Source organism: Rhodococcus sp. MSC1_016 (assembly GCF_023667485.2).
In the GTDB taxonomy this organism is placed as follows: domain Bacteria; phylum Actinomycetota; class Actinomycetes; order Mycobacteriales; family Mycobacteriaceae; genus Rhodococcus_F; species Rhodococcus_F oxybenzonivorans.
On the sequence record NZ_JAMOZI020000001.1, the window covers coordinates 2,065,046 to 2,089,369 of the forward strand.

Genomic DNA, 24,324 nt, shown 5'->3' on the forward strand with positions numbered 1-24,324 from the left:
TAAGCTGGCCGCGTCAGGCATCCTTTAACGATCCGTCCAGTGAGGCGGAGAAGGAGGTCGTTGTATGCGCGTGCCCGAAGGGTCCCGCCCTGCCGAGGAACCGGCAGAAGCAACACCGAAGTCGTCACCGGTAGTCGAGCCCGCGCGTGAGTTGTTGTCCGCCGCGGATGTAGGCCGCACGATTGCGCGTATCGCGCATCAAATCATCGAGAAGACCGCGATCGACGCCGCCGACGGTGAAGCGCCTCGCGTCGTCCTCATCGGGATACCCACCCGCGGTACGACCCTCGCGGCGCGTCTTGCTGCGAAGATCGAAGAATTTTCGGGTGTGCGTCCGCCGGTCGGTTCACTCGACATCACCCTCTACCGCGACGACCTGCGCACCAAGCCGCACCGCCCCCTCGAGCGGACCTCCGTCCCCGACGGCGGTGTCGACAACGCGCTGGTGGTGCTGGTCGACGACGTGCTGTTTTCGGGTCGCACCGTCCGATCGGCTCTCGACGCCCTGCGTGATCTGGGACGGCCACGCGCTGTTCAGCTCGCGGTCCTCGTCGACCGCGGCCATCGGGAGCTGCCATTGCGCGCCGACTACGTGGGGAAGAACGTGCCGACCGCCCGAACCGAGGACGTCAAGGTTCTCCTGGGCGAACACGACGGCCGTGACGCGGTCATGATCTCCGGGGGAAAGAGCTAAGTGAAGCACCTGTTGTCGATTGCGGACCTGACCCGAGGATCGGCGGTCGAGCTTCTCGACGAGGCGGAGCGCTTCGAACAGGCCCTCCTCGGGCGCGAGGTTCACAAGCTGCCTACCCTGCGCGGCCGGACCGTCATGACCGTGTTCTTCGAGAACTCGACACGGACCCGGGTGTCCTTTGAGGTCGCGGGCAAGTGGATGAGCGCGGATGTGATCAATGTCAGCGCCTCGAGCTCGTCGGTCTCGAAGGGCGAATCGCTGCGTGATACGGCGATGACGTTGCGTGCCGCGGGCGCCGACGCGCTGATCGTGCGCCATCCGGCTTCGGGCGCCGCTCACCAGATCGCCTCGTGGACGGCCGGCCAGGACGACGGCGGACCGGCGATCATCAACGCGGGGGACGGCACCCATGAGCATCCCACCCAGGCACTGCTCGACGCACTGACGCTGCGGCAGCGACTCGGGGACATCGAGGGCAAGCGCATCGCCATCGTGGGCGACATCCTGCACAGCCGGGTGGCCAGGTCCAACGCGCTGCTGCTGTCGATGCTCGGTGCCGAGGTCGTTCTCGTGGCACCGCCCACGCTGCTTCCGGTCGGTGCCTCGTCCTGGCCGGTCACGGTGGCCCACTCGTTCGACGCCGAACTCCCGGGGCTCGATGCGGTCCTGATGCTGCGCGTGCAGGCGGAACGGATGAACGGGGGATTCTTCCCATCCCAGCGTGAGTACTCGATCAATTACGGACTGTCCGAGAAGCGCCTCGCTCTGCTCCCGGAGCATGCCGTCGTGCTGCACCCGGGTCCGATGCTGCGCGGTATGGAAATCGCCTCCGCAGTCGCGGACTCCCCGAGAGCCGCTGTGCTGCAACAGGTCACCAACGGAGTGCACATGCGTATGGCCGTGCTGTTCCGACTGCTGGTCGGTGCCGAGGAAGTTGCCGGATGAGCAACTCGACAGAAACAGGAGAGACAGTGCTCATCAAGAACGCGTTGCTGTACGGCGAGGGCGAACCCACGGATGTGCTGCTCGACGACGGACTCGTCGCTGCCCTCGGCGCGGACGCCGCGAAGTCCGCTGCTGCAGAAACCGAGGTCCTCGATGCGGCCGGCCAGATTCTGCTGCCCGGATTCGTCGATTTGCACACACATTTGCGTGAGCCGGGCCGCGAAGACACCGAAACCATCGATTCCGGTTCGGCTGCGGCTGCGCTCGGTGGGTACACGGCAGTGTTCGCCATGGCCAACACCAGCCCCGTCGCCGACTCGGTGGTCGTCACCGACCACGTGTGGCGCCGCGGGCAGGAAGTCGGGCTCGTCGACGTGCATCCGGTCGGGGCCGTCACCGTCGGGCTCGAGGGGAAGCAACTCGCCGAGATGGCGACGATGGCCGCAGGATCCGGCCGGGTCCGGATGTTCTCGGACGACGGTCATTGCGTCTACGACCCACTGCTCATGCGCCGCGCCCTCGAGTACTCGAGCTCACTCGGTGTGCTCATCGCCCAGCACGCGGAAGAACCCCGGCTGACCGTCGGTGCCGTCGCCCACGAAGGCCCGACCGCGGCCCGGCTGGGCCTGGCCGGCTGGCCTCGTGCAGCCGAGGAATCGATCGTCGCCCGTGATGCGCTGCTCGCCCGCGATGCCGGCGCCCGTGTCCACATTTGCCACGCCTCCACCGCCGGAACGGTCGAGTTGGTGAAATGGGCGCGAGGGCAGGGCATTTCGATCACTGCCGAGGTGACGCCGCACCATTTGCTTCTCGACGACTCACGTCTCGAAACGTACGACGCCGTCAACAAGGTGAACCCGCCGCTGCGCGAAGCCAGTGATGTCGCGGCGTTGCGCGCCGGTCTCGCCGAGGGAGTCATCGACTGCGTCGCCACCGATCACGCCCCGCACGCCGAGCAGGACAAGTGCTGCGAGTTCGCCGCGGCCCGTCCCGGCATGCTGGGTCTGGAGACGGCGCTGTCGATCGTCGCGATGACCATGGTCCGGCCGGGCCTGCTCGACTGGCGTGGGGTGGCCCGCGTGATGAGCGAACGTCCCGCAGAGATCGTCGGACTCGACGACCAGGGGCGGCCCATCGCCGTCGGTGAACCGGCCAACCTGGTGCTGGTCGATCCGGATGCCGAATGGACTGTGCACGGGCCCGCACTCGCCAGCGTGGCGTCCAACACGCCGTACGAGTCGATGACGCTGCCGGCGCGGGTCACCACCACCATCCTCCGGGGCCGGATCACCGCGCGGAATGGTGACGTCCGCACTCCCGTACACAGCGGCGGAGGGCAGTGATGGAGAGAATCCTCTGGATCGTCGGGCTGGCCGCCTTCTGGGCGCTGGCGATCTACCTCATGTACGTCGGGTGGCGTGGCCGGGCCCGTCGGCAGGCCGACCGCATCGGTCAGCTGCCGTCCGTTCCCGCCCACCTCGGTGCGCAGACGATCGCGCCGGCCACCGGACTCTACGTCGGCAGCACGCTTGCACCCAGCTGGCAGGACCGAATTGCGGTCGGGGACCTCGGGTTCCGGGCCACCGGTGAAATCTCGCGGTACCACTCCGGCATCCTGCTCGAAAGGGACGGCGCCTCGGCGATCTGGATCCCGCAGGACGCGATTCGTGCGGTGCGCACGGAGCGTGGCCTCGCCGGCAAGGTCATGAGCAAGGACGGACTCCTGGTGATCCGATGGGCACTGCCGTCCGGCACCGAGATCGACACCGGATTCCGCAGCGACGACAAGTCCGTCTACCCCGCCTGGGTCAACTCGGGCGAGTCGGGCGGCACCACAGACAGTGAAGATTCAGCGAATGCGGCGAGCTCTGGCGAGGTCGAGCAGAACGGAGAGAACGCATGAGCGGCTATGACACCGACTCGGCAGTACTGGTCCTCGAGGACGGCCGGATCTTTCGCGGCACCACGTTCGGTGCCGTCGGGCAGACACTGGGCGAGGCCGTCTTCAGCACCGGCATGACCGGCTACCAGGAGACACTGACCGACCCCAGCTATCACCGCCAGATCGTGGTGGCCACGGCGCCCCAGATCGGCAACACCGGCTGGAACGACGAAGACGCCGAGTCCGTCGGTCCCACCGGCAGCAGTGCGGAAGCGAAGATCTGGGTCGCCGGTTACGTGGTCCGCGATCCTGCGCGCCGCACCTCGAGCTGGCGCGCGACCGGGTCGCTACAGGACGAACTGGTGAAGCAGGGTGTCGTGGGGATCGCCGGCATCGACACCCGCGCCCTCGTGCGCCACCTGCGCACCCGGGGGTCGATGCGGGCCGGAGTGTTCTCCGGAGATGCGCTCGCCGAGCCGGAGGTGTTGCTGGAGCGCGTGAAGAGCCAGCCGTCGATGCTCGGCGCCGATCTCGCGGGTGAGGTGAGCACCACCAGCGGGTATGTCGTCGAGCCGACCGGGGGAGAGGCCCGCTTCACGGTCGCCGCAATCGACTTGGGTATCAAGACCAACACCCCGCGCATGTTCGCCGAGCGGGGTATCCGCGTACACGTTCTGCCGTCCGATGCGACGCTCGAGCAGATCCTCGACCTGAAGGCCGACGGCGTGTTCCTCTCGAACGGTCCGGGCGACCCGGCCACCGCTGACGGCGCCGTACATCTCACGAAGGAAGTAATCGGGCAGGGCCTGCCCCTGTTCGGTATCTGCTTCGGCAATCAGATCCTGGGCCGCGCGCTGGGCCTCGGCACCTACAAGATGAAATTCGGTCACCGCGGAATCAATGTCCCGGTGATCGAACACGAAACCGGACGCATCGCGATCACCGCACAGAATCACGGGTTCGCGCTCGAGGGGGAGGCCGGGCAGGAATTCGACACGCCCTTCGGCAGGGCGGTGATCAGCCACACCTGCGCCAACGACGGCGCCGTCGAAGGAGTCCGTCTGCTCGACGGCTCGGCCTTCTCGGTGCAGTATCACCCTGAGGCCGCCGCCGGCCCACACGATGCTGCTTACCTGTTCGACCGATTCACCAGCCTGCTCGAGGGAGTCAAGAAGTAATGCCACGCCGTTCAGATCTCTCCCACATCCTGGTGATCGGCTCCGGCCCGATCGTCATCGGCCAAGCCTGCGAGTTCGACTATTCCGGTACGCAGGCGTGCCGGGTGCTGCGCGAAGAGGGCCTGCGGGTCAGCCTCGTCAACTCGAACCCGGCCACCATCATGACGGACCCCGAGTTCGCCGACTCCACCTACGTGGAGCCGATCACGGCGGAGTTCGTCGAGAAGGTCATCGCCCTCGAGGCCGCGAACGGTCACCCCATCGACGCCGTTCTCGCGACCCTCGGTGGTCAGACCGCGCTCAACACCGCAGTGGCCCTGCACGAGCAGGGGATCCTCGAGAAGTACGACGTCGAACTGATCGGCGCCGACTTCGAAGCGATCCAGCGCGGCGAGGACCGCCAGAAATTCAAGGACATCGTCGCCAAGGTCGGTGGCGAGTCGGCCCGGTCCCGGGTCTGCTACACGATGGACGAGGTCCGCGATACGGTGGCCGAACTCGGTTTCCCCGTGGTGGTCCGGCCGTCGTTCACCATGGGTGGCTTGGGGTCCGGCATGGCGTACGACGACGAGGACCTCGCCCGCATCGCCGGTGGCGGACTGGCTGCGTCGCCCACCGCCAACGTGCTCATCGAGGAATCGATTCTCGGGTGGAAGGAATACGAACTCGAGCTGATGCGCGACGGCCGCGACAACGTGGTCATCGTCTGCTCCATCGAGAACGTCGATCCCGTCGGCGTGCACACCGGTGACTCGGTGACCGTCGCTCCCGCGATGACTCTCACCGACCGCGAGTACCAGGCGATGCGCGACCTGTCGATCGACATCCTGCGTGAGGTCGGCGTCGACACCGGTGGTTGCAACATTCAGTTCGCGATGGACCCGGCCGACGGCCGCCTCGTCGTCATCGAGATGAATCCGCGGGTGTCGCGGTCGAGTGCGCTGGCGTCCAAGGCGACGGGCTTCCCGATCGCGAAGATCGCGGCGAAGCTCGCCATCGGCTACACCCTCGACGAGATCGTCAACGACATCACCAAGGAAACTCCGGCGTGCTTCGAACCCACGCTCGACTACGTGGTGGTGAAGGCTCCCCGCTTCGCGTTCGAGAAGTTCCCCGGTGCCGACGCGACTCTCACGACCACGATGAAGTCGGTCGGTGAGGCCATGTCGATCGGCCGCAACTTCACCGAGGCGCTCGGGAAGGTCATGCGCTCGCTGGAGACCAAGCAGACCGGATTCTGGACCGGGCCGCAGGTGGCCACCGAGAACCTGGACACGCTGCTCGCCGAGCTCGCAGTGCCGCACGAGGGCAGGCTGTACGGCATCGAGAAGGCCATGAGTCTGGGTGCCACCCTCGAGCAGCTGTTCGACGCCACGGGAATCGATCCCTGGTTCCTCGACCAGATGTTGCAGATCCACGAGCTCGGTAGCGAGCTGCGCGAGGTCGAGGAGGTGGACGAGCGCGTGCTGCGGCGCGCCAAGCACCACGGGTTCTCCGACCGGCAGGTTGCGGCGCTTCGCCCCGAGCTGGGTGACGAAGATTCCGTTCGGGCTCTGCGCGAGCAGTGGAACATCCACCCCGTCTACAAGACCGTGGATACCTGTGCAGCCGAATTCGAGGCGAAGACGCCGTACCACTACTCCACCTACGAACTCGATCCGGAGGCCGAGTCGGAGGTGGCTTCGCAGACGGAGCATCCGAAGGTCCTCATCCTCGGTTCGGGCCCCAACCGCATCGGTCAGGGCATCGAGTTCGACTATTCCTGTGTCCACGCGGCCCTGACGTTGTCCGAGGCCGGTTACGAGACGGTGATGGTCAACTGCAACCCGGAGACCGTCTCCACCGACTACGACACCGCCGACCGGCTGTACTTCGAGCCGCTCACGTTCGAGGACGTGCTCGAGGTGTACCGGGCGGAGTCGCTGTCCGGCACCGTCGCCGGCGTGATCGTGCAGCTCGGCGGACAGACACCGCTGGGTCTGGCGAAACGGCTGAAAGCCGCAGGAGTGCCCATCGTGGGGACCAGCCCCGAGGCCATCGACCTCGCCGAGGACCGTGGCGAGTTCGGCAAGGTATTGGTAGAGGCGGGATTGCCGGCGCCCAAGTTCGGAACGGCGACCACGTTCGCCGGTGCTCGCGACATCGCCGCCGGCATCGGATACCCGGTGCTCGTGCGACCGTCGTACGTGCTCGGTGGCCGAGGCATGGAAATCGTCTACGACGAGGCCTCCCTCGAGAGCTACATCTCCCGCGCCACCGAGATCTCCGACGACCGGCCCGTACTGGTCGACCGGTTCCTGGAAGACGCCATCGAGATCGACGTCGACGCGCTCTGCGACGGGAACGAGGTGTACATCGGGGGAGTGATGGAACACATCGAGGAAGCCGGTATTCACTCCGGCGACTCGGCGTGCGCCCTGCCCCCGATCACCCTCGGGCGCGCCGACCTCGAGAACGTCCGCCGTTCGACGGAGGCGCTCGCGAAGGGTATCGGCGTCAAGGGGCTGCTCAACGTGCAGTACGCCCTCAAGGACGACATCCTGTACGTCCTCGAAGCCAACCCCCGTGCCAGCCGGACCGTGCCGTTCGTGTCGAAGGCCACGGCCGTACAACTGGCCAAGGCCTGCGCCCGCGTCATGCTCGGCGAGACCATCGCGGAGTTGCGGAAAACCGGACTCCTTCCGGCCACCGGTGACGGTGGTTTCACCCCGGCGGACGCACCCGTCGCCGTCAAGGAGGCCGTTCTCCCGTTCAACCGGTTCCGGCGCGCCGACGGCACCGGGGTGGACACACTGCTGAGTCCCGAGATGAAGTCGACGGGCGAAGTCATGGGTATCGACGCCGACTTCGGCACCGCGTTCGCCAAGAGTCAGACAGCTGCGTACGGGTCACTCCCCATCTCCGGGTCGGTGTTCGTGTCGGTCGCGAACAAGGACAAGCGGTCGCTGATCTTCCCGGTCAAGCGGCTGGCCGACCTGGGTTTCCGGATCCTCGCAACAGAGGGCACCGCGGCAGTCCTTCGCCGCAACGGCATCGTCTGCGAGGACGTGCACAAGCACTCCGGCGAGCCCCTCGAGGAGGGCGCCCGCACCATCGTCGACCAGATCCGTGACGGTGAGGTCGACATGGTGATCAACACCCCGTACGGCAACTCCGGTCCCCGGGTGGACGGGTACGAGATCCGCAGCGCGGCCGTCGGCGTGAACATCCCCTGCGTCACCACCGTGCAGGGCGCGTCCGCTGCGGTCCAGGGCATCGAGGCCGCGATCCGCGGCGACATCGGCGTTCAGTCGCTGCAGGCGTTGCATGCCCGGCTGCGCTCACCGGCCCCGTTCGAGGGTTCCGACACGGGTTCGCTCACCTCGTGACGGATCGGCACCACGACCAGGCGTGGGGTGCTCGGCTGAGGGCCGCGGTCGAGCACCGCGGCCGCCTGTGCGTCGGCATCGACCCGCACCCGGGGTTGCTCGAGGCGTGGGACCTTCCGGTCGATGCGGAGGGGCTCGAGGCCTTCGCCGAGATCTGCGTGGAGGCCTTCGTCGGTGAGGTGGCCGTCGTGAAGCCCCAGGTGGCGTTCTTCGAAGCGTACGGCTCGGCCGGGTACGCGGTGCTCGAACGCACCATCTGTGTCCTCCGGGAGGCCGGGACGCTCGTCGTCGCGGATGCCAAACGCGGTGACATCGGGTCGACGATGGCCGCCTACGCGCAGTCGTGGCTCGGCCCGGACTCGGCGCTGTCTTCCGATGCGGTGACGGTCTCGCCCTATCTTGGGTTCGGTGCGCTCGAACCGGCCCTCTCGCTGGCGGCGGAGCAGGGCCGCGGGCTGTTCGTGCTTGCTCGCACCTCGAATCCCGAGGGCGGGGAGTTGCAGCGTGCTGACGTTGCCGGGGGCGTGTCGGTGGCGCAGTCCGTGGTGAATGCGGCGACCGAGCACAATGCGGCAGAATCCGACCTGGTCGGGCTGGTAGTCGGTGCGACACGCGGACACGGTCTGAATTTGTCAGAATTTTCTGGACCAATTCTGGCGCCGGGACTGGGTGCCCAGGGTGCCACAGCACGTGACCTTGCGGACATTTTTCCCGATTCCCGGAAGTTGCTGCTGCCGAACAGTTCTCGCGGTATTCTCCGTGAGGGTCCGTCGGTGACGGCCCTGCGTGCGGCCGCTGTGAAGGTTCGTGACGAGGTTGAGTCCGCACTCTCATAGCCCACCGGAATCCGGCTTTGACCTCGGGGGGTGGGTTCGCAATCGGCGCCGGGCGTGAGTACGGTCGCTATCGCTGCTGGTTATCCAGTGGTTTGGACTATTTGCCAACGACGAGACGGAGGAACCGTGGCCCTTCCCCAGTTGACTGATGAGCAGCGCGCTGCTGCTTTGGAGAAGGCAGCTGCTGCCCGTAAAGCCAGGGCTGAGCTCAAGGAGCGCCTGAAGCGTGGCGGCACCGACCTCAAGCAGGTTCTCAAGGACGCCGAGGACGACGAGATCTTGGGCAAGATGAAGGTGTCGGCGCTGCTCGAGGCACTGCCCAAGGTGGGCAAGGTCAAGGCGCAGGAGATCATGACCGAGCTGGAGATCGCTCCGACCCGTCGCCTCCGTGGCCTCGGCGATCGGCAGCGTAAGGCCCTGCTCGCCAGGTTCGACTTCGAGGCCTGAGCACGACAGTGGTAGCTGACGCTCGAGTGTCAGAAAGAAAGACCGCAGTGCGGAGGGGTCGGCTGGTTGTCCTGGCCGGCCCCTCGGCTGTCGGTAAGTCCAGCGTGGTGAGATTGTTGCGGGAACGGCTGCCGGAGCTCGTCTTCAGCGTGTCCGCGACGACACGCAACCCACGCCCGGGCGAGGTGGACGGCAAGGATTACCGCTTCACCTCTCGCGACGAATTCCAGCGGATGATCGAGTCGGGCGAGCTGCTCGAGTGGGCGGAGATCCACGGTGGCCTCCAGCTGTCGGGGACCCCCGCCGAACCGGTCCGCCGCGCCATCGAGCAGGGAAAACCGGTGCTGGTCGAGGTCGATCTCGCCGGCGCCCGGGCAGTGCGGGCTGCGATGCCGGAGGCGCTTCTGGTCTTCATGGCCCCGCCCAGTTGGGAAGCACTGGTCGAGCGCTTGACCGGCCGGGGCACCGAATCGCCGGAAGTGGTGGAGCGTCGTCTCGCCACCGCGAAGGTCGAGCTCGAGGCTCAGGACGAGTTCGACGAGGTCATCGTCAACGAGGATGTCAGCCGATCGTGCGACGAGTTGGTATCCTTGTTGGTTGGACCCCGGGAACAGTCCGGGTAGACCACTAGTTCTCACATCCACTAGCCAGAACTATTTCAGGAGATACCGAGTGAGCAGCACCCCCGCAGTCGCGTCCGCAACCCCCAGCCATGGCGCCCTGCCTGCCTATGACACACCGCTCGGAATCACGAATCCTCCGATCGACGAGCTGCTCGCACGCACCTCGTCGAAGTACGCGCTGGTCATCTACTCGGCCAAGCGTGCCCGTCAGATCAACGATTACTACAACCAGCTCGGTGACGGCATCCTCGAGTACGTCGGCCCCCTGGTGGAGCCGGGCCTGCAGGAAAAGCCCTTGTCCATCGCGCTGCGTGAGATCCACTCCGATCTGCTCGAGCACACCGAAGGCGAGTGAGCGGAGGAACTGCCGTGCCCGACAAGGCGGCGAGCCCCGGGCTCGCGACGGGTCTCTCCGAAACTGCCCCCTCCGCAGTCGCACGTAAGCGAATCGTCGTCGGTGTCGGCGGCGGTATCGCGGCGTACAAGAGCTGCGCGATCATCCGCGCGTTCACCGAGAGCGGCCACCACGTGCGCGTCATCCCGACGGAGTCCGCCCTCGAGTTCGTGGGCCGGGCGACGTTCGAGGCGCTGTCCGGCAATCCGGTGCACACCGGAGTATTCGCCGACGTTCCGCAGGTGCCGCACGTCCGCCTGGGGCAGGAAGCGGACCTCGTGGTCATCGCGCCTGCCACCGCGGATCTGATGGCCCGTGCCGTCGCCGGGCGGGCCGACGACCTGCTCACCGCGACGTTGCTCACCGCACGATGTCCGGTGGTGTTCGCGCCCGCGATGCACACCGAGATGTGGGAGCATCCCGCCACGGTGTCCAATGTGGCAACCCTTCGCCTGCGTGGGGCCACGGTGATCGAGCCGGCATCCGGTCGCCTGACAGGCAAGGACACCGGCGCCGGCCGATTGCCCGAACCGGACGAGATCGTCGGACTCGCCTCGCTGCTCCTCGAGCGGCCCGACGCGTTGCCGCGCGATCTCGAAGGGCGTCGGATCCTCGTCTCGGCCGGTGGCACCCGGGAACCGCTCGATCCGGTCCGTTTCCTCGGCAATCGCAGCTCCGGGAAGCAGGGCTATGCCATCGCCCGCCTCGCGGTGCAGCGCGGCGCCGACGTCACGCTGGTGTCCGGATACACCGCAGGCCTCGCTGATCCGGCCGCCGTCGACGTCGTTCACGTGCGCACGGCCGAGGACATGCGTGCTGCCGTCGCCAAACACGCACCCGAGTTCGATGCGGTCGTGATGGCGGCCGCGGTCGCCGACTTTCGGCCGTCCACCACGGTGGCCAGCAAGATCAAGAAGGGCGCCGGAGAACCCGACTCCATCGCACTGACCAAGAACGAGGACATTCTGGCCGGTCTGGTGCAGTCCCGGGCCGAAGGCGAGATTCCGTCGGCCACCGTGATCGTCGGTTTCGCCGCCGAGACCGGTGACGCGGACGGAGACGTCCTCACCTATGCGCGCGCGAAGCTCGCCCGGAAGGGATGCGACCTCCTGGTCGTCAACGCCGTCGGGGAGGGCAAAGCCTTCGAGGTCGACCACAACGACGGATGGCTACTCGGCGCGGACGGTTCGGAGTCCGCCCTCGAGCACGGCTCGAAGGCACTGATGGCGAGCCGGGTGCTCGATGCCGTCGAGCACCTGTTCCGGACCGGCTGAGGACAAATCCTCGGTTGTTTCGGTGAGCGTAAAGGTGTCACTCATACCGGGGTGCCGCTAGGGTCGTTCGCGATGGTACATAGCTAAGCTGTTTCCAAGCGCTGTCCAGAAGACAACTGTCGAGAGGGAATTCTGTGAGCCAGTCCGGTAGTCGGCTATTCACCAGTGAGTCTGTGACCGAGGGGCACCCGGACAAGATTTGTGATGCGATCAGCGACTCCATCCTCGACGCCCTCCTCACGGACGATCCGCGCGCCCGGGTCGCAGTCGAGACCCTGGTTACCACAGGACAGGTCCACGTCGCCGGAGAGGTGACCACCACCGCCTACGCCGACATCCCCAAGATCGTGCGCGACACCGTGCTCGAGATCGGGTACGACTCCTCGGCGAAGGGTTTCGACGGCAACTCCTGCGGCGTCAACGTGGCGATCGGTGCGCAGTCCCCGGAGATCGCGCAGGGCGTCGACCATTCACACGAAGCCCGGACCGGTGGCCTGACCGACGACGACATCGACCGGCAGGGGGCCGGCGACCAGGGACTGATGTTCGGGTTCGCCACCACGGACACCCCGGAACTGATGCCGCTGCCGATCGCGCTGGCTCATCGGCTCTCACGTCGCCTCACCGAGGTCCGTAAGTCCGGCGTCCTGCCGTACCTGCGGCCGGACGGAAAGACGCAGGTCACCATCGAGTACGACGGGGACAAGCCCGTCCGCCTCGACACCGTTGTCATCTCTACGCAGCACGCTGCCGACATCGATCTCGACAACCTCCTCACACCGGATCTGCGGGAGAAGGTTCTCGGATCGGTGCTCGCCGACCTCCGGATGCCGGAGCTCGACACGTCGAACATTCGACTTCTCGTCAATCCGACGGGCAAGTTCGTCCTCGGTGGCCCGATGGGTGATGCCGGGCTGACCGGGCGGAAGATCATCGTCGACACCTATGGCGGAATGGCCCGTCACGGTGGTGGCGCGTTCTCCGGCAAGGACCCGTCGAAGGTGGACCGGTCGGCCGCCTACGCCATGCGCTGGGTCGCCAAGAATGCGGTCGCGGCAGGTCTCGCGGATCGCATCGAGGTTCAGGTGGCGTACGCGATCGGCAAGGCTGCGCCCGTCGGGCTGTTCGTGGAGACGTTCGGAACCGAGAAGACCGATCCGGTGCGGATCCAACAGGCGATCACCGAAACCTTCGACCTGCGTCCGGGCGCCATCATCCGCGACCTCGACCTGCTGCGCCCTATCTACGCACAGACCGCCGCGTACGGGCACTTCGGCCGTACCGACATCGATCTTCCCTGGGAGAGCGTCGACCGGGCGGAGAAGCTGCGCGCAGCTGCAGGTCTCTGATCGGTAGCCGCCCTGCTGCGGGCGCCCTCCCGGTGGAGGGCAGGCTGTGACGTCAGCCAAGCTTGCGGCGGAGGTCGATCCGGTGGCGCGGGTGCTGCCGATGCTGCCGCTCCCGCACCTCGACCGTGAGTTCGACTACCTCGTTCCTCGCGAGCTCGACGAGCAGGCACAGCCGGGTGTGCGCGTGCGCATCCGATTTGCGGGGCGTCTCGTGGACGGTTTCGTGGTTTCCCGGACGGCGACCAGCGATCACCAGGGACGCTTCGGCTGGCTCGAACGGGTGATCTCCCCGGAGCGAGTACTCACTCCGGAGATCACCCGGCTCGTGGAACTCGTTGCCGCTCGGTACGCGGGTACCCGAGCGGATGTGCTGCGCCTGGCCATCCCGCCCCGGCATGCCCGGGCAGAAGCCGAGGCCGCGCCGGAATCCGCACCGACACCGGAACACGCCGTCGACCGAGAAGCGTGGGCCCAGTACGTTCACGGTGAGGCGTTCCTGACCGCCCTTGCGGAGCAGCGGAGTCCGCGGGCCGTCTGGCAGGCGCTGCCCGGCGAAGATTGGCCGGCACGACTGGCCGAACTGTCGGCAATCGCCGCCGGTGCCGACACCAGCACGGTCATCGTGGTGCCCGATCAGCGCGATCTGGATCGGGTGGTTGCGGCCGTGGAGTCCCTGCTGGGCAGTAGCCGGGTCGTCGGTCTCGCCGCGGGTCTCGGCCCCGCGCTGCGGTACCGGCGTTGGCTTGCCGCCCTGCGCGGGACCGCCAAAGTAGTCGTGGGCACCCGAAGTTCCGTGTTCGCGCCGACGCCTCGGACAGGTCTGATCGTCATCTGGGACGACGGCGACGACAGTCACTCCGAGCCGCGGGCGCCCTACCCCCACGCTCGCGAGGTGGCGCTCCTACGGGCGTACGCCGGCGGAAGCGCAATGGTGGTGGCGGGGCATGCCCGCACCGCCGAGGGGCAGGCCCTCGTCGACTCCGGATGGGCACACGACCTGGTCGCGTCCCGCGACGTGGTCCGGGCCCGCGCCCCCAAGATCACCGCCCTCGCTGACAGCGATCACGCGCTCGCCAGAGACCCGGGAGCCCGCGCTGCCCGCCTGCCTGCCATTGCCTTCGCCGCGGCACGCGAGGCGCTCGGTGCAGGCAGGGGAGTGCTGGTCCAGGTGCCCCGCCGGGGGTATGTCCCGAGTCTCGCGTGCGGCAAATGCCGCGCTCCTGCCCGCTGCAGACGGTGCAACGGGCCCTTGGCGCTTCCGTCGGCCGCCGGTCCGGACGGGGCGGGCACACCGGCATGCCGATGGTGCGGAGTCGCGGACGCCGCGCACCGCTGTCACGCCTGCGGCGCCCGAGCGCTGCGGGCCGTGGTGGTAGGAGCGGGCCGGACGGCGGAGGAACTCGGGCGAGCGTTTCCCGGTGTACCGGTCCGGATGTCCGGGGGAAGCGATGTCATCGACGTCGTCGAGCAGGGGCCGGCGCTGGTGGTCTCCACCGTCGGCGCCGAACCGGTGATGACCGGCGGATACGGCGCCGCACTGCTCCTGGACGGCTGGGCGTTGCTCGGACGTCCGGATCTGCGAGCGGCTGAGGAGACCCTGCGGCGCTGGATGACGGCTTCGGCCCTCGTGAAGCCGTTCGGTGACGGTGGCCAGGTTGTCGTCGTAGCCGATTCGGGTATTCCGACGGTACAAGCACTGGTCCGCTGGGATCCGGTCGGTCACGCGCGCGCGCAGTACGAAGAACGGGCAGAAGTCGGGTTTCCGCCGGCGATTCATCTGGCGGCCGTCGACGGCAGCGCAAAGGCTGTCTCGGAGCTCCTGGACCTGGCCGAACTCCCCGATAACGCGGAATTGTTGGGCCCTGTGGAACTGCCGGCGGGGGCCCGATTGCCTGTCGCCGGTGAATCGCCGGAGCCGGCCGATATCGAGCGGATGCTGGTGCGCGTACCCCGTGGTGAGGGAAAACCATTGGCAGAGGCGCTGTCTGCCGCTCAAGCGGTCCGCAGTGCCCGGCGGGAATCGCATCCGGTGCGAGTCCAGATCGACCCCATCCACATCGGCTGATGCCCAATGAACTCATCCCCGATGGTTGCGCGAGCGTTTTTGACGATATATCGATGATGCATCATCGATAAGCCTGAGGAGGCTGACATGCAGAACTTTCGTTTCGGACACCGCGGTTCCCACAGGGACCGATTCGCGCACCAGCGGACGGGCCGCCCGGAGGGCCCGCACCGTCACGGGCACCGTCGCGGGCCGTTCGGTCCGGACGGAGATCCCGGATTCGGTCCGGGTATGGCGTTCGGCCGAGGCCGGGGCCGCGGTGGCAGGGGGCGACGCGGTGATGTCCGCTCGGCGATCCTCCTGCTGCTCGCGGAGGAACCGATGCACGGGTACGAGCTCATCCAGCAGATCGTCGACCGCAGTGGTGGGGTGTGGAAGCCCAGCCCCGGATCGATCTACCCCGCACTGTCTCAGCTCGAGGACGAGGGGCTCGTTCTCATCGAGAAGGTCGCGGGACGCAAGACCGCTCGACTGACCGAGGAAGGGAAGACGTTCGTCGAGGCGAACACCGCTGAGCTCGGCACCCCCTGGGACGACGTCCGCGAGAGTGTCGGCCGGCCGGCGGAAGACCTGCGCGGCCTGATCGGGCAGCTCATGGGCGCGGCAGGGCAGGTCGCCGCTGTAGGGAATGAGGACCAGATCCGGCGCGCCGGAGAAATTCTCACCGAAACCCGGCGTGCGTTGTACCGGCTTCTCGCGGAGGACGAACAGGACTCCGGCGACACGAAGAGCGCCGACTCCTAGCGACACACCGCGCGCAGGGTCCCACTCTCGTCGCGACACCACGGGCACACTCTGGGAAAGTTCACAGGGAATAGCCGCGGTGTCGGGGAGAGATCATGAACCTTCGAGGTGTTGTCACGGTCGCTGCTTGTGTTGCCTTGCTGTCTTCCGCCGGGCTGACCACAGCCCAGGCCGAAGACGTTCCGGCGTCGAGACTCGAAGTGCCCGCGGGTGTCGGGGTCCCGCAGAGCGCGCGCAGCGCGGCCGCCGCGTACGCGAAAGCGCATCCGGGCAGCGCTCCCGCCGGATCGAACGATTTCTCCTGTACGCCCGCGCCCGAGCATCCCGAGCCCGTCGTTCTCGCGCATGGCACCGACGCCAGCGCCTACACCGACTGGGCGGCGTTGTCCCCCTTGCTCGCGGCGGACGGATACTGCGTCTTCGCCCTCAATTACGGCGGCAAACCCGGCGCCGACACGCACGGCACCGAAGACATCGTCGACAGCGCCGGAGAATTCGGCCGATTCGTCGCCCAGGTCCGCGAGTCGACGGGTGCGGAAAAAGTCGACGTGGTCGGATACTCGCAAGGAGCGAATGTCAGCCGGTACTACGTGAACAAGCTCGGTGGTGCGCGCTTCGTCGACCAGTGGGTAGGGCTCGCGTCCCCCAGTTACGGCGGTGTGATGTTCGGGCTCGCCCCGATGTTCCAGGCGCTCCCCGGTGGGCCGGACGTGGTCACCGAGCTCACCTCTGTGGCGGTCGGTCAGCAGATGCAGGGTTCACCGTTCATGACCGAACTGAATGCCGGCGGCGACACGGTTCCCGGTGTCTCCTACACCACCGTCAGTTCGCGCTACGACGAAATGATCCAGCCGTATTCCAACATGGCGCTGCACGGCGACGGGGCGGTGAACCTCGTCATCCAGGACCTGTGTCCGCAGGACGGGTCGGGGCATTTCCGGGCACCGTACGATCCGTTCGCGTTGGATCTCATACGAACGGCTCTGGACCCCAACGCCATTCCGATTGCGCGATGCGAGTTCGTTCCGATCGGCGCGGACATTCCCCAGGTAGTCGTCGACAGTAACTTCTGAAATCCCAGACGCGAGTGGGGCCTGTCGCCGGGGATCACCGGCGCTTTTGCGCGTTGAGGCGTGCCGCCTGTCGCGTGAGGTGGTCGCGTTCGGCGAGGCTGGACGCCGATCGGGCAGCGTCGGCGTAGAGCCGTGCAGCGGTCACGGTGTCACCGTCCCGCTCGTGGAGGTATGCCGCGACGGCGGCGTACCGGGGCAGGGCGGGGTCGATCTCCGCGAGGGCAGCCAGGCCGGCCCGCGGACCGTCGGCCTCGCCGACTGCGACAGCCCGATTGAGGCGCGCTACCGGGCTGTCGGTGAGGCGCACCAGTTCGTCGTACCACTCGACGATCTGCACCCAGTCGGTCTCCTCGGCGGTCCGGGCATCGGCGTGGAGCGCGGCGATGGCGGCCTGGGCCTGAAACTCGCCCAATCGGTCGCGGGCGAGGGCTGCCTGCAGCACGTCGATGCCCTCGGCGATCAGGCGGGTGTCCCACAGACTGCGGTCCTGATCGGCGAGAGGCACGAGGCTACCGTCGGCGGCGGTCCGTGCCAGGCGTCGGGCGTGGTGGAGCAGCATCAGCGCGAGCAGGCCCGCCACCTCCTCGTGCCTGACCTCGGCCGCCAGTTGGCGGGTGAGCCGGATCGCCTCCGCGGCGAGGTCGACATCGCCGGAGTAACCCTCGTTGAAGACGAGGTAGAGCACACGCAGCACCGTGGCGACGTCACCGGGCTGGTCGAACCGGACTTTCGAGATGGTCCGCTTGGCCCGCGTGATCCGCTGGGCCATCGTCGCCTCGGGTACGAGGTAAGCCTGCGCGATCTGACGCGTGGTCAGGCCGCCGACCGCGCGCAACGTGAGCGCGACGGCCGACGCCGGTGCCAGGGAAGGATGCGCGCACAGGAAGTACAGCTGGAGTGTGTCGTCGACCGACGGTGCCGGGCCCGGTACGGGCTCCACCTCGACGAGCGCCTCGCGTCGGCGCCGGGAGGTATCGGTGCGGGTGGCGTCGAGGAACTTGCGCCAGGCGACGGTGATCAGCCAGCCCTGGGGATCTCGCGGCGGATCGGCCCGCCACACGCGCACCGCTTCCACCAGAGCGTCCTGCACGGCGTCCTCGGCCGCCGCGAAGTCGGCTCCGCGGCGGACGAGGATCCCGATCACCGTGGGGGTGAGGGTCCGCAGCACGACCGCGTCCACCTCGGTCACTCCGTGATTGTGGGCGGCTCGGTCAGGAACGGGCGCACCTCGAGCCACTCGTGGATCGGCTTCCCGCCCGCGCCCGGAGCTGCAGACAATTCACCGGCGAGTTCGAGCGCCCGCTCGCGGGTCTCGACGTCGATCACCATCCAGCCCGCGATCAGGTCCTTGGTCTCCGCGAACGGGCCGTCGGTCACCGGCGGACGCCCCTCGCCGTCGTACCGGACGAACGTGCCTTCCGGTGACAGTGCCTGACTGTCGACGTATTCGCCGGTGCTTTCGATCCGAGCGGCAAAGTTCTCCATGTACTGCATGTGGGCCGAAACCTCCTCTGGCGTCCACTGATCCATCGGTACGTCGTTGACCGGTGCCGGTGCGCCTCGGTAGTGCTTGAGCAGCAGGTACTTGGCCATCGTCTTCTCCTCGGTGTGGTGTAGGGCCCATTGTGGCCGTATTTCAACCCTGGGACGGAGCTGCGCTCGCGATTTCGACATCGTGCCGCGACATTTTCCTGGAGCCCGCCGGTTTGTCGTGGTTGCGCATCGCAGTGTCATCGTGAGGCGCACGACTCCCTAGACTGGTCGTCACACCGTCGACCCAAGGGGAGCTTTTTTCGTGAGTATCGTTTCGGCCCGCACCGCGGTCCGTCGTCAGCTGTGTGGGTCGCCGACGTGCGCCTAGTCTTCGCCGGTACACCCGAACCCGCTGTGCCGTCTCTCGAGCGACTCATCCGTTCCGCCCGTCACGAGGTGGTCGCCGTGATCACGCGGCCGGACGCGGTGGCCGGGCGAGGGCGGAAGGTAGTCCGATCGCCGATCGGTGCCCTTGCGGACGCGCACGGTATCGAGGTGCTCACGCCCGAGCGACCCTCCGATCCGGAGTTCCTCGCACGACTGACCGACCTGGCACCCGAGTGTGCTCCCGTCGTCGCCTACGGTGCGTTGCTTCCGCAGAAGGCGCTGGACGTTCCGGCCCTCGGCTGGGTCAACCTGCACTTCTCGCTGCTGCCCGCCTGGCGGGGTGCGGCGCCGGTGCAGGCGGCAATCGCTTCCGGCGACGACATGACGGGCGCCAGCGCCTTCCGGCTCGAGGCTGGAATGGATACGGGCCCGGTGTACGGGATCGTGACCGAGCGAATCCGCGGTACCGATACCGCGGGTGACCTTCTCGGCCGATTGGCCGACAGCGGGGCGGTTCTCCTCGAATCCGTTCTCGACGGATTGGCAGACGGCACGATCACCGCGGTTCCGCAGCCGGGGGACGGCGTCTCGTATGCACCCAAGGTGACCGTGGAGAAAGCCCGAATCCGTTGGGACAGAACAGCTGTGGTGATCGATCGGCATGTCCGCTCGGTGACACCCGCACCGGGAGCATGGACGACGATCGGGGACGTGCGCGTCAAGGTCGGCCCGCTCACCCTCACCGACGACAGGCTCGAGCCCGGAGAAATCTCCGTGACCAAGAGCGAATTCCTCGTCGGAACCTCCACGGTGGCAGTCCGGCTGGACCGGATCCAACCTCAAGGAAAAAAACAGATGTCCGCTCTCGACTGGGCGCGGGGCGCACGACTCGACGCGAAGGTACGGGCACAGTGAGCGACTCGAGAAGACCCGCACGCGGCAAGAGGGCAGGAACAGGCGCGAGCAACAATCGGCCGCGCCAGGCACGTCGGCCCGACGCCGCCCAAGCGGGTCTGGACCAGCCTCGGCTCGCTGCGCGTGACGTGTTGCGGGCAGTGCGTGAACGGGACGCCTACGCGAACCTGGTCCTCCCCGGACTGCTGCGGGAACGGCGACTCGACGGCCGGGACGCCGCGCTGGCCACGGAATTGGCCTACGGTGCGGCGCGAGCGCGGGGACTGCTGGACGCGGTCATCGCGGACTGTGCGGGCCGCCCGATCGAGGAGGTCGACGGCCCTCTGCTGGATGTGCTCCAACTGGGCGCCTACCAGCTTCTCCGTACGCGGGTGGCCCCGCACGCCGCCGTCGCCACCTCCGTCGACCTCGTACGCGCAGAGGCGGGTCCGGGCAAGGCCGGGTTCGTCAACGCCGTGTTGCGCAGGGTGTCGGAGCGGTCGGAAGCGGAGTGGGTGGAGCGGTTGGCGCCGTCCGACCCGATCGGGCGGCTGGCCTTCGAGCATGCGCACCCGGCCTGGATCGCGCAGGTGTTCGCGGACGCGCTGGGGCCCGACGCCGGCGAACTCGGGGATGCCCTGATCGCCGACGATTCCCGTCCGGCCGTTCACCTCGTCGCGCGTCCGGGTGAGATCTCGGCGGAAGAATTGGCTCTGGTCACCGGGGGAGAGATCGGCCGGTACTCGCCGTATGCGGTGTATCTCGACGGTGGCGACCCGGGTCAGCTCGACGCTGTGCGCGAGGGTCTGGCCGGTGTGCAGGACGAGGGCAGTCAGCTGGTGGCCCGGGCACTCGCCCTGGCCCCACTCGAGGGATCGGACGGCGGGCGCTGGCTCGATCTCTGTGCCGGACCTGGTGGTAAAGCCGCGCTTCTCGGCGCACTCGCAGGTATCGAGGGCGGGCGACTCGATGCGGTGGAGCCGGTGGCGCACCGCGCCGACCTCATTCGTAAGACGACGCGGGAACTCCCGGTCGACGTGCATGTCGCGGACGGGCGCGATCCCGGGCTTGCCGGTGGTTACGACCGAATCCTGGTCGACGCGCCGTGCACCGGTCTCGGTGCCCTGCGGCGCCGCCCCGAGGCACGCTGGCGTCGGCAGCCGTCCGATGTGGCCGGTCTGGCGAAATTGCAGCGGGAACTGCTCGCCTCGGCGCTGGGGTTGGTGCGCCCGGGTGGTGTCGTCGTGTATTCGACGTGTTCTCCGCACCTGTCGGAGACAGTGGCGGTGGTGGCGGATGCGGTACGTCGCTATGGCGTGACAGCGCTCGACACGAGGGCACTGGTCCCGGGCGTTCCGGGACTCGGTGACGGTACGAGTGTGCAACTGTGGCCGCACCGTCACGGCACCGACGCAATGTTTCTCGCTGCGCTGCGGAAGCCGATGGAGTGACCGTGATCGGACGCTCGTTCAGATAACTAGAACCTGTTCCCATTTGTGCTAAAACGTGTTCTACTTTTCTCGCGACGAAGGTCGTCTGTCACAAGCGAGTGGAGGACTCACGATGAATCGGGTAGCGGGGAAAGTAGTTCTGATCACCGGCGCAGCACGGGGGCAGGGGCGCAGTCATGCCGTCCACCTCGCCGACGAGGGCGCCGACATCATCGCTTTCGACCTCTGCGAGGACATTGCATCGAACGGGTATCCCCTCGCGACGCCGGCCGATCTGGAAGAGACCGGGAAGCTCGTCGAGAAGGCGGGACGTCGCGTGGTCACGGCGAAGGTCGACGTGCGTGATCGCGCGGCGCTGAAACGGGAACTCGACGCCGCCGTCGCCAGACTCGGGCGGCTCGACGTGGTGGTCGCCAACGCGGGTATCGCCCCACTCGGCAACGATGTGCCGGTCGAAGGATTCGTGGACGCATTCGACGTCGACTTCGTGGGTGTGGTCAACACCATCCACGTCGCTCTGCCGCATCTCGGCGGTGGCGCGTCGATCATCGCCACCGGTTCGGTCGCCGGCCTCGTCCCCCAGACCGGCCTCAACGGTCAGCAGGCACTCCAGGGGCCGGGCGGAGACGGATACGGTCTGGCCAAGAAGATGCTGCAGACCTACACGCATTCGCTGGCGCTCACCCTGGGCCCGAAGTCCATTCGCGTCAACGCCATCCATCCCACCAACTGCAACACGGACATGCTCCAGAGCCCGCCGATGTTCCGCACGTTCCGGCCCGACCTCGAGAACCCGACGGCCGAAGACGCGAAGGTGACGTTCCCCTTCATGCAGGCGATGCCGACGCCGTGGGTGGAGCCCGAGGATATTTCCCACGCGGTGGTATACCTCTCGTCCGACGAGTCGCGGTTCGTCACCGGACAGCAGCTCCGCGTCGACGCGGGAGCGGGTCTCAAGCTGGGGGTCTGAGTCTGCGTACCGGGTTTCGCGCCGGCGTCGCACCACGCCCTACGATCCCCCCCGGACTCGGCGATCAGGGACGGTCGACCTGCTTGCGGAGCCGAGCAGAGGCCTTGATCCGCCAAGCATCCTGCAGAAGCTCCGTGAGTTGGTCGAGGCCGACCTCGTCGAGACGGACCAGAATCGCGCCGTACCCGTCGTAGTGGGGGGTGGTGTAGAAAGCGTTTCCCTCCTCGAGGAGAGCGGCCTTCTCGTCGAGACCGCACACCACCATGAGCCCGCCGTCCGACTCCGTGCGGTGTCTCGCGATCAGCTTGCCGGCCACTTTCAGCGCCGGGGTCCGGTAGGACGTGCTTTCCTCCACTGCGGGCAATGACCTCCCGATGTCCACCACGTCCGCCCAGGTCGCCATGGCCCCAGTATGGCGGAATCGTGACGGCGGGCGACGACGTTTCTCGCGTGGTCCGACCGCGTGGTCCGCGACATTTCCGCGTGCGACTAAACTCCGGCGCGTGGCAACCCCGATGATCGCACCGTCCATCCTGTCTGCAGATTTCGCTCGTCTCGCCGAGGAGGCGACCGCGGTCGCCGGTGCCGACTGGCTTCATGTCGACGTGATGGACGCGCATTTCGTCCCGAACCTCACGCTCGGTCTTCCCGTGGTGAAGAGCCTGCTCGCGGCGACGGACATTCCGCTCGACTGCCACCTCATGATCGACGACCCGGGACGCTGGGCACCGCCCTACGCCGAAGCCGGCGCACACAACGTGACCTTCCACGCCGAAGCCACCGACGACCCGCGGTCGGTGGCCCGCGACATTCGGGCGGCCGGCGCTAAAGCAGGACTCAGTGTGAAGCCGGGAACGCCGATCGAGCCCTACCTGGAAATCTTGAAGGATTTCGACACGCTTCTCGTCATGAGCGTGGAGCCCGGATTCGGCGGACAGTCCTTCATCCCGGAGGTGTTGTCCAAGGCGAAGGCAGTACGCCGTCTGGTCGACTCGGGTGAGCTGACGCTGATCGTGGAGATCGACGGCGGCATCAACGCCGACACCGTCGAGGCCGCCGCCGAGGCGGGAGTCGACTGCTTCGTCGCCGGGTCCGCCGTGTACGGCGCCTCCGATCCCGCCGAAGCGGTGCAGGCGCTCCGAGCCAGTGCGGCCAAAGCCTCTCCGCACCTGAGCATCTCGCGGTAACGGCCCAGCCGCGCCGTGAACGTGCCCCACGAGAATTCCGCCGCAGACCTCGACGCCGCGATGCTGATCGCCATCGGCGCCGCGGAGTCGGCCCGTGGTTTCACCAGCCCCAATCCCGCGGTCGGTGCTGTCGTGCTCGACGCCGGCGGGCGTATCGCCGGGGTGGGAATGACCCAGCCCCCGGGCGGTCCCCACGCCGAGGTCGTGGCGTTGCGGGAGGCGGGTGACGCGGCGCGCGGAGGCACGGTCGTGGTCACTCTGGAACCGTGTAACCACCACGGCCGCACGGGGCCCTGCTCCACCGCGCTGATCGAGGCCGGGGTCGTGGCCGTCCACTATGCGGTGGCTGATCCCAACCCCGAGGCGGCCGGTGGCGCCGAAACTCTCGCGGCCGCCGGCGTCGCCGTCGCCTCCGGACTGCGCGCCCAGGAAGTCGAGCGCGGGCCGCTCCGGGCCTGGCTGCACCGGCAACGCACCGGCCGTCCGCACATCACCTGGAAATACGCGGCGACCCTCGATGGCCGTAGTGCCGCAGCTGATGGAACCAGCAAGTGGATCACCGGTCCCGACGCCCGGGCGCGGGTCCACGCCGACCGCGCGAAGCTCGACGCGATCGTGGTCGGCACGGGGACCGTGCTCGCCGACGACCCCCGGCTGACTGCTCGGCTGCCCGACGGGTCCCTCGCGGCCCACCAACCGCTGCGCGTGGTCGTGGGCCGGACCGAGCTTCCGGCGCGTGCTCGGGTTCTCGACGACTCGGCGCCCACGCTGCTGCTCCGCACCCACGATGTGAACGACGTCGTCGCCGCCCTCGCCGAGTACACCGACGTTCTGCTCGAAGGTGGGCCCCGGTTGGCGGGTGCCTTCCTTGCCGCAGGCCGGGTCGACCGGATCCAGGCCTACCTCGCTCCGCTGGTACTCGGTGCCGGCAGGCCCGCGGTGTCGGAGGCGGGGGTGTCCACGATCGACGGCGCACTGCGGTTCCACCACGAGTCCGTCGAAACAATCGGCCCCGATTTGTTGTTGAGTTTGATTCCGGCACTGTCGGAGCACCCCGCCCTGTCCAGCAAGCCCTGAATATCACTGTCAG

Annotated in this window: 23 protein-coding genes; 20 read left to right on the forward strand and 3 right to left on the reverse strand. The window is 67.6% G+C overall.

What is annotated here, in order from left to right:
* Positions 1 to 64: 64 nt before the first annotated feature.
* From pyrR to L1080_RS09705, 15 genes are all read left to right on the forward strand, one after another.
* Complete coding sequence (gene pyrR, locus L1080_RS09635) at positions 65 to 694, forward strand: bifunctional pyr operon transcriptional regulator/uracil phosphoribosyltransferase PyrR (RefSeq protein ID WP_250773415.1); 630 nt, start codon at positions 65 to 67, stop codon at positions 692 to 694.
* Positions 695 to 1,639 carry an aspartate carbamoyltransferase catalytic subunit gene (locus L1080_RS09640; RefSeq protein ID WP_159922689.1) on the forward strand — a complete coding sequence of 315 codons (945 nt, stop codon included), beginning with the start codon at positions 695 to 697 and terminating at the stop codon, positions 1,637 to 1,639. It abuts the gene before it with no gap.
* Entirely contained in the window at positions 1,636 to 2,982 is a 1,347-nt protein-coding gene (locus L1080_RS09645) for a dihydroorotase (protein WP_250773412.1), read from the forward strand. The genes L1080_RS09640 and L1080_RS09645 overlap by 4 nt, the downstream gene beginning before the upstream one ends.
* Positions 2,982 to 3,542, forward strand: a complete 561-nt coding sequence (locus tag L1080_RS09650) for a PH-like domain-containing protein (protein ID WP_159922685.1) — start codon at positions 2,982 to 2,984, stop codon at positions 3,540 to 3,542. Before L1080_RS09645 ends, L1080_RS09650 begins: the two co-directional genes overlap by 1 nt.
* Positions 3,539 to 4,699: a glutamine-hydrolyzing carbamoyl-phosphate synthase small subunit gene (carA, locus tag L1080_RS09655; protein ID WP_250773402.1), complete on the forward strand. Its 1,161-nt coding sequence runs from the start codon at positions 3,539 to 3,541 to the stop codon at positions 4,697 to 4,699. Before L1080_RS09650 ends, carA begins: the two co-directional genes overlap by 4 nt.
* A complete protein-coding gene (gene carB, locus L1080_RS09660) occupies positions 4,699 to 8,067 on the forward strand; it encodes a carbamoyl-phosphate synthase large subunit (protein ID WP_250773400.1) in 3,369 nt (1,122 codons plus the stop codon). Before carA ends, carB begins: the two co-directional genes overlap by 1 nt.
* Positions 8,064 to 8,903: an orotidine-5'-phosphate decarboxylase gene (gene pyrF / locus L1080_RS09665; RefSeq protein WP_250773392.1), complete on the forward strand. Its 840-nt coding sequence runs from the start codon at positions 8,064 to 8,066 to the stop codon at positions 8,901 to 8,903. The genes carB and pyrF overlap by 4 nt, the downstream gene beginning before the upstream one ends.
* 126 nt (positions 8,904 to 9,029) lie before the next feature.
* Positions 9,030 to 9,350, forward strand: a complete 321-nt coding sequence (gene mihF, locus L1080_RS09670; protein ID WP_005262298.1) for an integration host factor, actinobacterial type — start codon at positions 9,030 to 9,032, stop codon at positions 9,348 to 9,350.
* Between the two features lie 8 nt (positions 9,351 to 9,358).
* Positions 9,359 to 9,973: a guanylate kinase gene (gene gmk, locus L1080_RS09675; protein WP_250773390.1), complete on the forward strand. Its 615-nt coding sequence runs from the start codon at positions 9,359 to 9,361 to the stop codon at positions 9,971 to 9,973.
* A gap of 49 nt (positions 9,974 to 10,022) precedes the next feature.
* Positions 10,023 to 10,328: a DNA-directed RNA polymerase subunit omega gene (gene rpoZ / locus L1080_RS09680; RefSeq protein ID WP_109330269.1), complete on the forward strand. Its 306-nt coding sequence runs from the start codon at positions 10,023 to 10,025 to the stop codon at positions 10,326 to 10,328.
* Positions 10,329 to 10,342: 14 nt separating this feature from the next.
* Positions 10,343 to 11,641, forward strand: coding sequence for a bifunctional phosphopantothenoylcysteine decarboxylase/phosphopantothenate--cysteine ligase CoaBC (coaBC, locus tag L1080_RS09685; RefSeq protein WP_250773506.1), 1,299 nt, complete (start codon positions 10,343 to 10,345; stop codon positions 11,639 to 11,641).
* A gap of 134 nt (positions 11,642 to 11,775) precedes the next feature.
* Positions 11,776 to 12,990, forward strand: a complete 1,215-nt coding sequence (metK, locus tag L1080_RS09690) for a methionine adenosyltransferase (protein WP_109330265.1) — start codon at positions 11,776 to 11,778, stop codon at positions 12,988 to 12,990.
* Positions 12,991 to 13,090: 100 nt separating this feature from the next.
* The gene (locus tag L1080_RS09695; RefSeq protein WP_284708363.1) at positions 13,091 to 15,055 is read left to right on the forward strand and encodes a primosomal protein N'; all 1,965 of its coding nucleotides are present in this window, start codon (positions 13,091 to 13,093) and stop codon (positions 15,053 to 15,055) included.
* Positions 15,056 to 15,142: 87 nt separating this feature from the next.
* Entirely contained in the window at positions 15,143 to 15,799 is a 657-nt protein-coding gene (locus tag L1080_RS09700) for a PadR family transcriptional regulator (protein ID WP_159922677.1), read from the forward strand.
* 95 nt (positions 15,800 to 15,894) lie between these two features.
* Positions 15,895 to 16,872, forward strand: coding sequence for an esterase/lipase family protein (locus L1080_RS09705; RefSeq protein WP_250773388.1), 978 nt, complete (start codon positions 15,895 to 15,897; stop codon positions 16,870 to 16,872).
* Between the two features lie 34 nt (positions 16,873 to 16,906).
* Here the strand turns inward: L1080_RS09705 and L1080_RS09710 are convergent, their stop codons facing one another.
* Entirely contained in the window at positions 16,907 to 18,052 is a 1,146-nt protein-coding gene (locus tag L1080_RS09710; RefSeq protein WP_250773497.1) for an RNA polymerase sigma factor, read from the reverse strand.
* A gap of 5 nt (positions 18,053 to 18,057) precedes the next feature.
* Positions 18,058 to 18,465, reverse strand: coding sequence for a YciI family protein (locus L1080_RS09715; RefSeq protein ID WP_109330259.1), 408 nt, complete (start codon positions 18,463 to 18,465; stop codon positions 18,058 to 18,060).
* Between the two features lie 258 nt (positions 18,466 to 18,723).
* Here L1080_RS09715 and fmt point away from each other — a divergent pair, with 258 nt between their 5' ends.
* The 3 genes from fmt to L1080_RS09730 all read left to right on the forward strand — a co-directional run bounded on the left by fmt (position 18,724) and on the right by L1080_RS09730 (position 22,047).
* Positions 18,724 to 19,647: a methionyl-tRNA formyltransferase gene (gene fmt / locus L1080_RS09720; protein WP_250773386.1), complete on the forward strand. Its 924-nt coding sequence runs from the start codon at positions 18,724 to 18,726 to the stop codon at positions 19,645 to 19,647.
* Positions 19,644 to 21,077, forward strand: coding sequence for an RsmB/NOP family class I SAM-dependent RNA methyltransferase (locus L1080_RS09725; protein ID WP_250773384.1), 1,434 nt, complete (start codon positions 19,644 to 19,646; stop codon positions 21,075 to 21,077). Before fmt ends, L1080_RS09725 begins: the two co-directional genes overlap by 4 nt.
* A gap of 112 nt (positions 21,078 to 21,189) precedes the next feature.
* Entirely contained in the window at positions 21,190 to 22,047 is an 858-nt protein-coding gene (locus L1080_RS09730) for a mycofactocin-coupled SDR family oxidoreductase (protein WP_159922667.1), read from the forward strand.
* Positions 22,048 to 22,111: 64 nt separating this feature from the next.
* Here L1080_RS09730 and L1080_RS09735 read toward each other — a convergent pair whose 3' ends face one another.
* Positions 22,112 to 22,450 (reverse strand): MmcQ/YjbR family DNA-binding protein, encoded by a 339-nt coding sequence (locus L1080_RS09735; RefSeq protein WP_159922665.1) that lies wholly within the window; start codon positions 22,448 to 22,450, stop codon positions 22,112 to 22,114.
* A 100-nt stretch (positions 22,451 to 22,550) separates the two neighbouring features.
* Here L1080_RS09735 and rpe point away from each other — a divergent pair, with 100 nt between their 5' ends.
* Positions 22,551 to 23,234 carry a ribulose-phosphate 3-epimerase gene (gene rpe / locus L1080_RS09740; RefSeq protein ID WP_109335134.1) on the forward strand — a complete coding sequence of 228 codons (684 nt, stop codon included), beginning with the start codon at positions 22,551 to 22,553 and terminating at the stop codon, positions 23,232 to 23,234.
* A gap of 21 nt (positions 23,235 to 23,255) precedes the next feature.
* On the forward strand, positions 23,256 to 24,311 hold the full coding sequence (ribD, locus tag L1080_RS09745; RefSeq protein WP_250773494.1) for a bifunctional diaminohydroxyphosphoribosylaminopyrimidine deaminase/5-amino-6-(5-phosphoribosylamino)uracil reductase RibD: 1,056 nt from the start codon (positions 23,256 to 23,258) through the stop codon (positions 24,309 to 24,311).
* Positions 24,312 to 24,324 lie beyond the last annotated feature (13 nt).

Excerpts from the sequence above, each read along its gene's own strand:
- pyrR (WP_250773415.1), top strand. The coding sequence starts at position 65 with ATGCGCGTGCCCGAAGGGTCCCGCCCTGCCGAGGAACCGGCAGAAGCA.
- L1080_RS09645 (WP_250773412.1), top strand. The coding sequence starts at position 1,636 with ATGAGCAACTCGACAGAAACAGGAGAGACAGTGCTCATCAAGAACGCG.
- L1080_RS09650 (WP_159922685.1), top strand. The coding sequence starts at position 2,982 with ATGGAGAGAATCCTCTGGATCGTCGGGCTGGCCGCCTTCTGGGCGCTG.
- carA (WP_250773402.1), top strand. The coding sequence starts at position 3,539 with ATGAGCGGCTATGACACCGACTCGGCAGTACTGGTCCTCGAGGACGGC.
- carB (WP_250773400.1), top strand. The coding sequence starts at position 4,699 with ATGCCACGCCGTTCAGATCTCTCCCACATCCTGGTGATCGGCTCCGGC.
- L1080_RS09695 (WP_284708363.1), top strand. The coding sequence starts at position 13,091 with ATGCTGCCGCTCCCGCACCTCGACCGTGAGTTCGACTACCTCGTTCCT.
- L1080_RS09700 (WP_159922677.1), top strand. The coding sequence starts at position 15,143 with ATGCAGAACTTTCGTTTCGGACACCGCGGTTCCCACAGGGACCGATTC.
- L1080_RS09705 (WP_250773388.1), top strand. The coding sequence starts at position 15,895 with ATGAACCTTCGAGGTGTTGTCACGGTCGCTGCTTGTGTTGCCTTGCTG.
- L1080_RS09715 (WP_109330259.1), bottom strand. The coding sequence starts at position 18,465 with ATGGCCAAGTACCTGCTGCTCAAGCACTACCGAGGCGCACCGGCACCG.
- L1080_RS09730 (WP_159922667.1), top strand. The coding sequence starts at position 21,190 with ATGAATCGGGTAGCGGGGAAAGTAGTTCTGATCACCGGCGCAGCACGG.
- L1080_RS09735 (WP_159922665.1), bottom strand. The coding sequence starts at position 22,450 with ATGGCGACCTGGGCGGACGTGGTGGACATCGGGAGGTCATTGCCCGCA.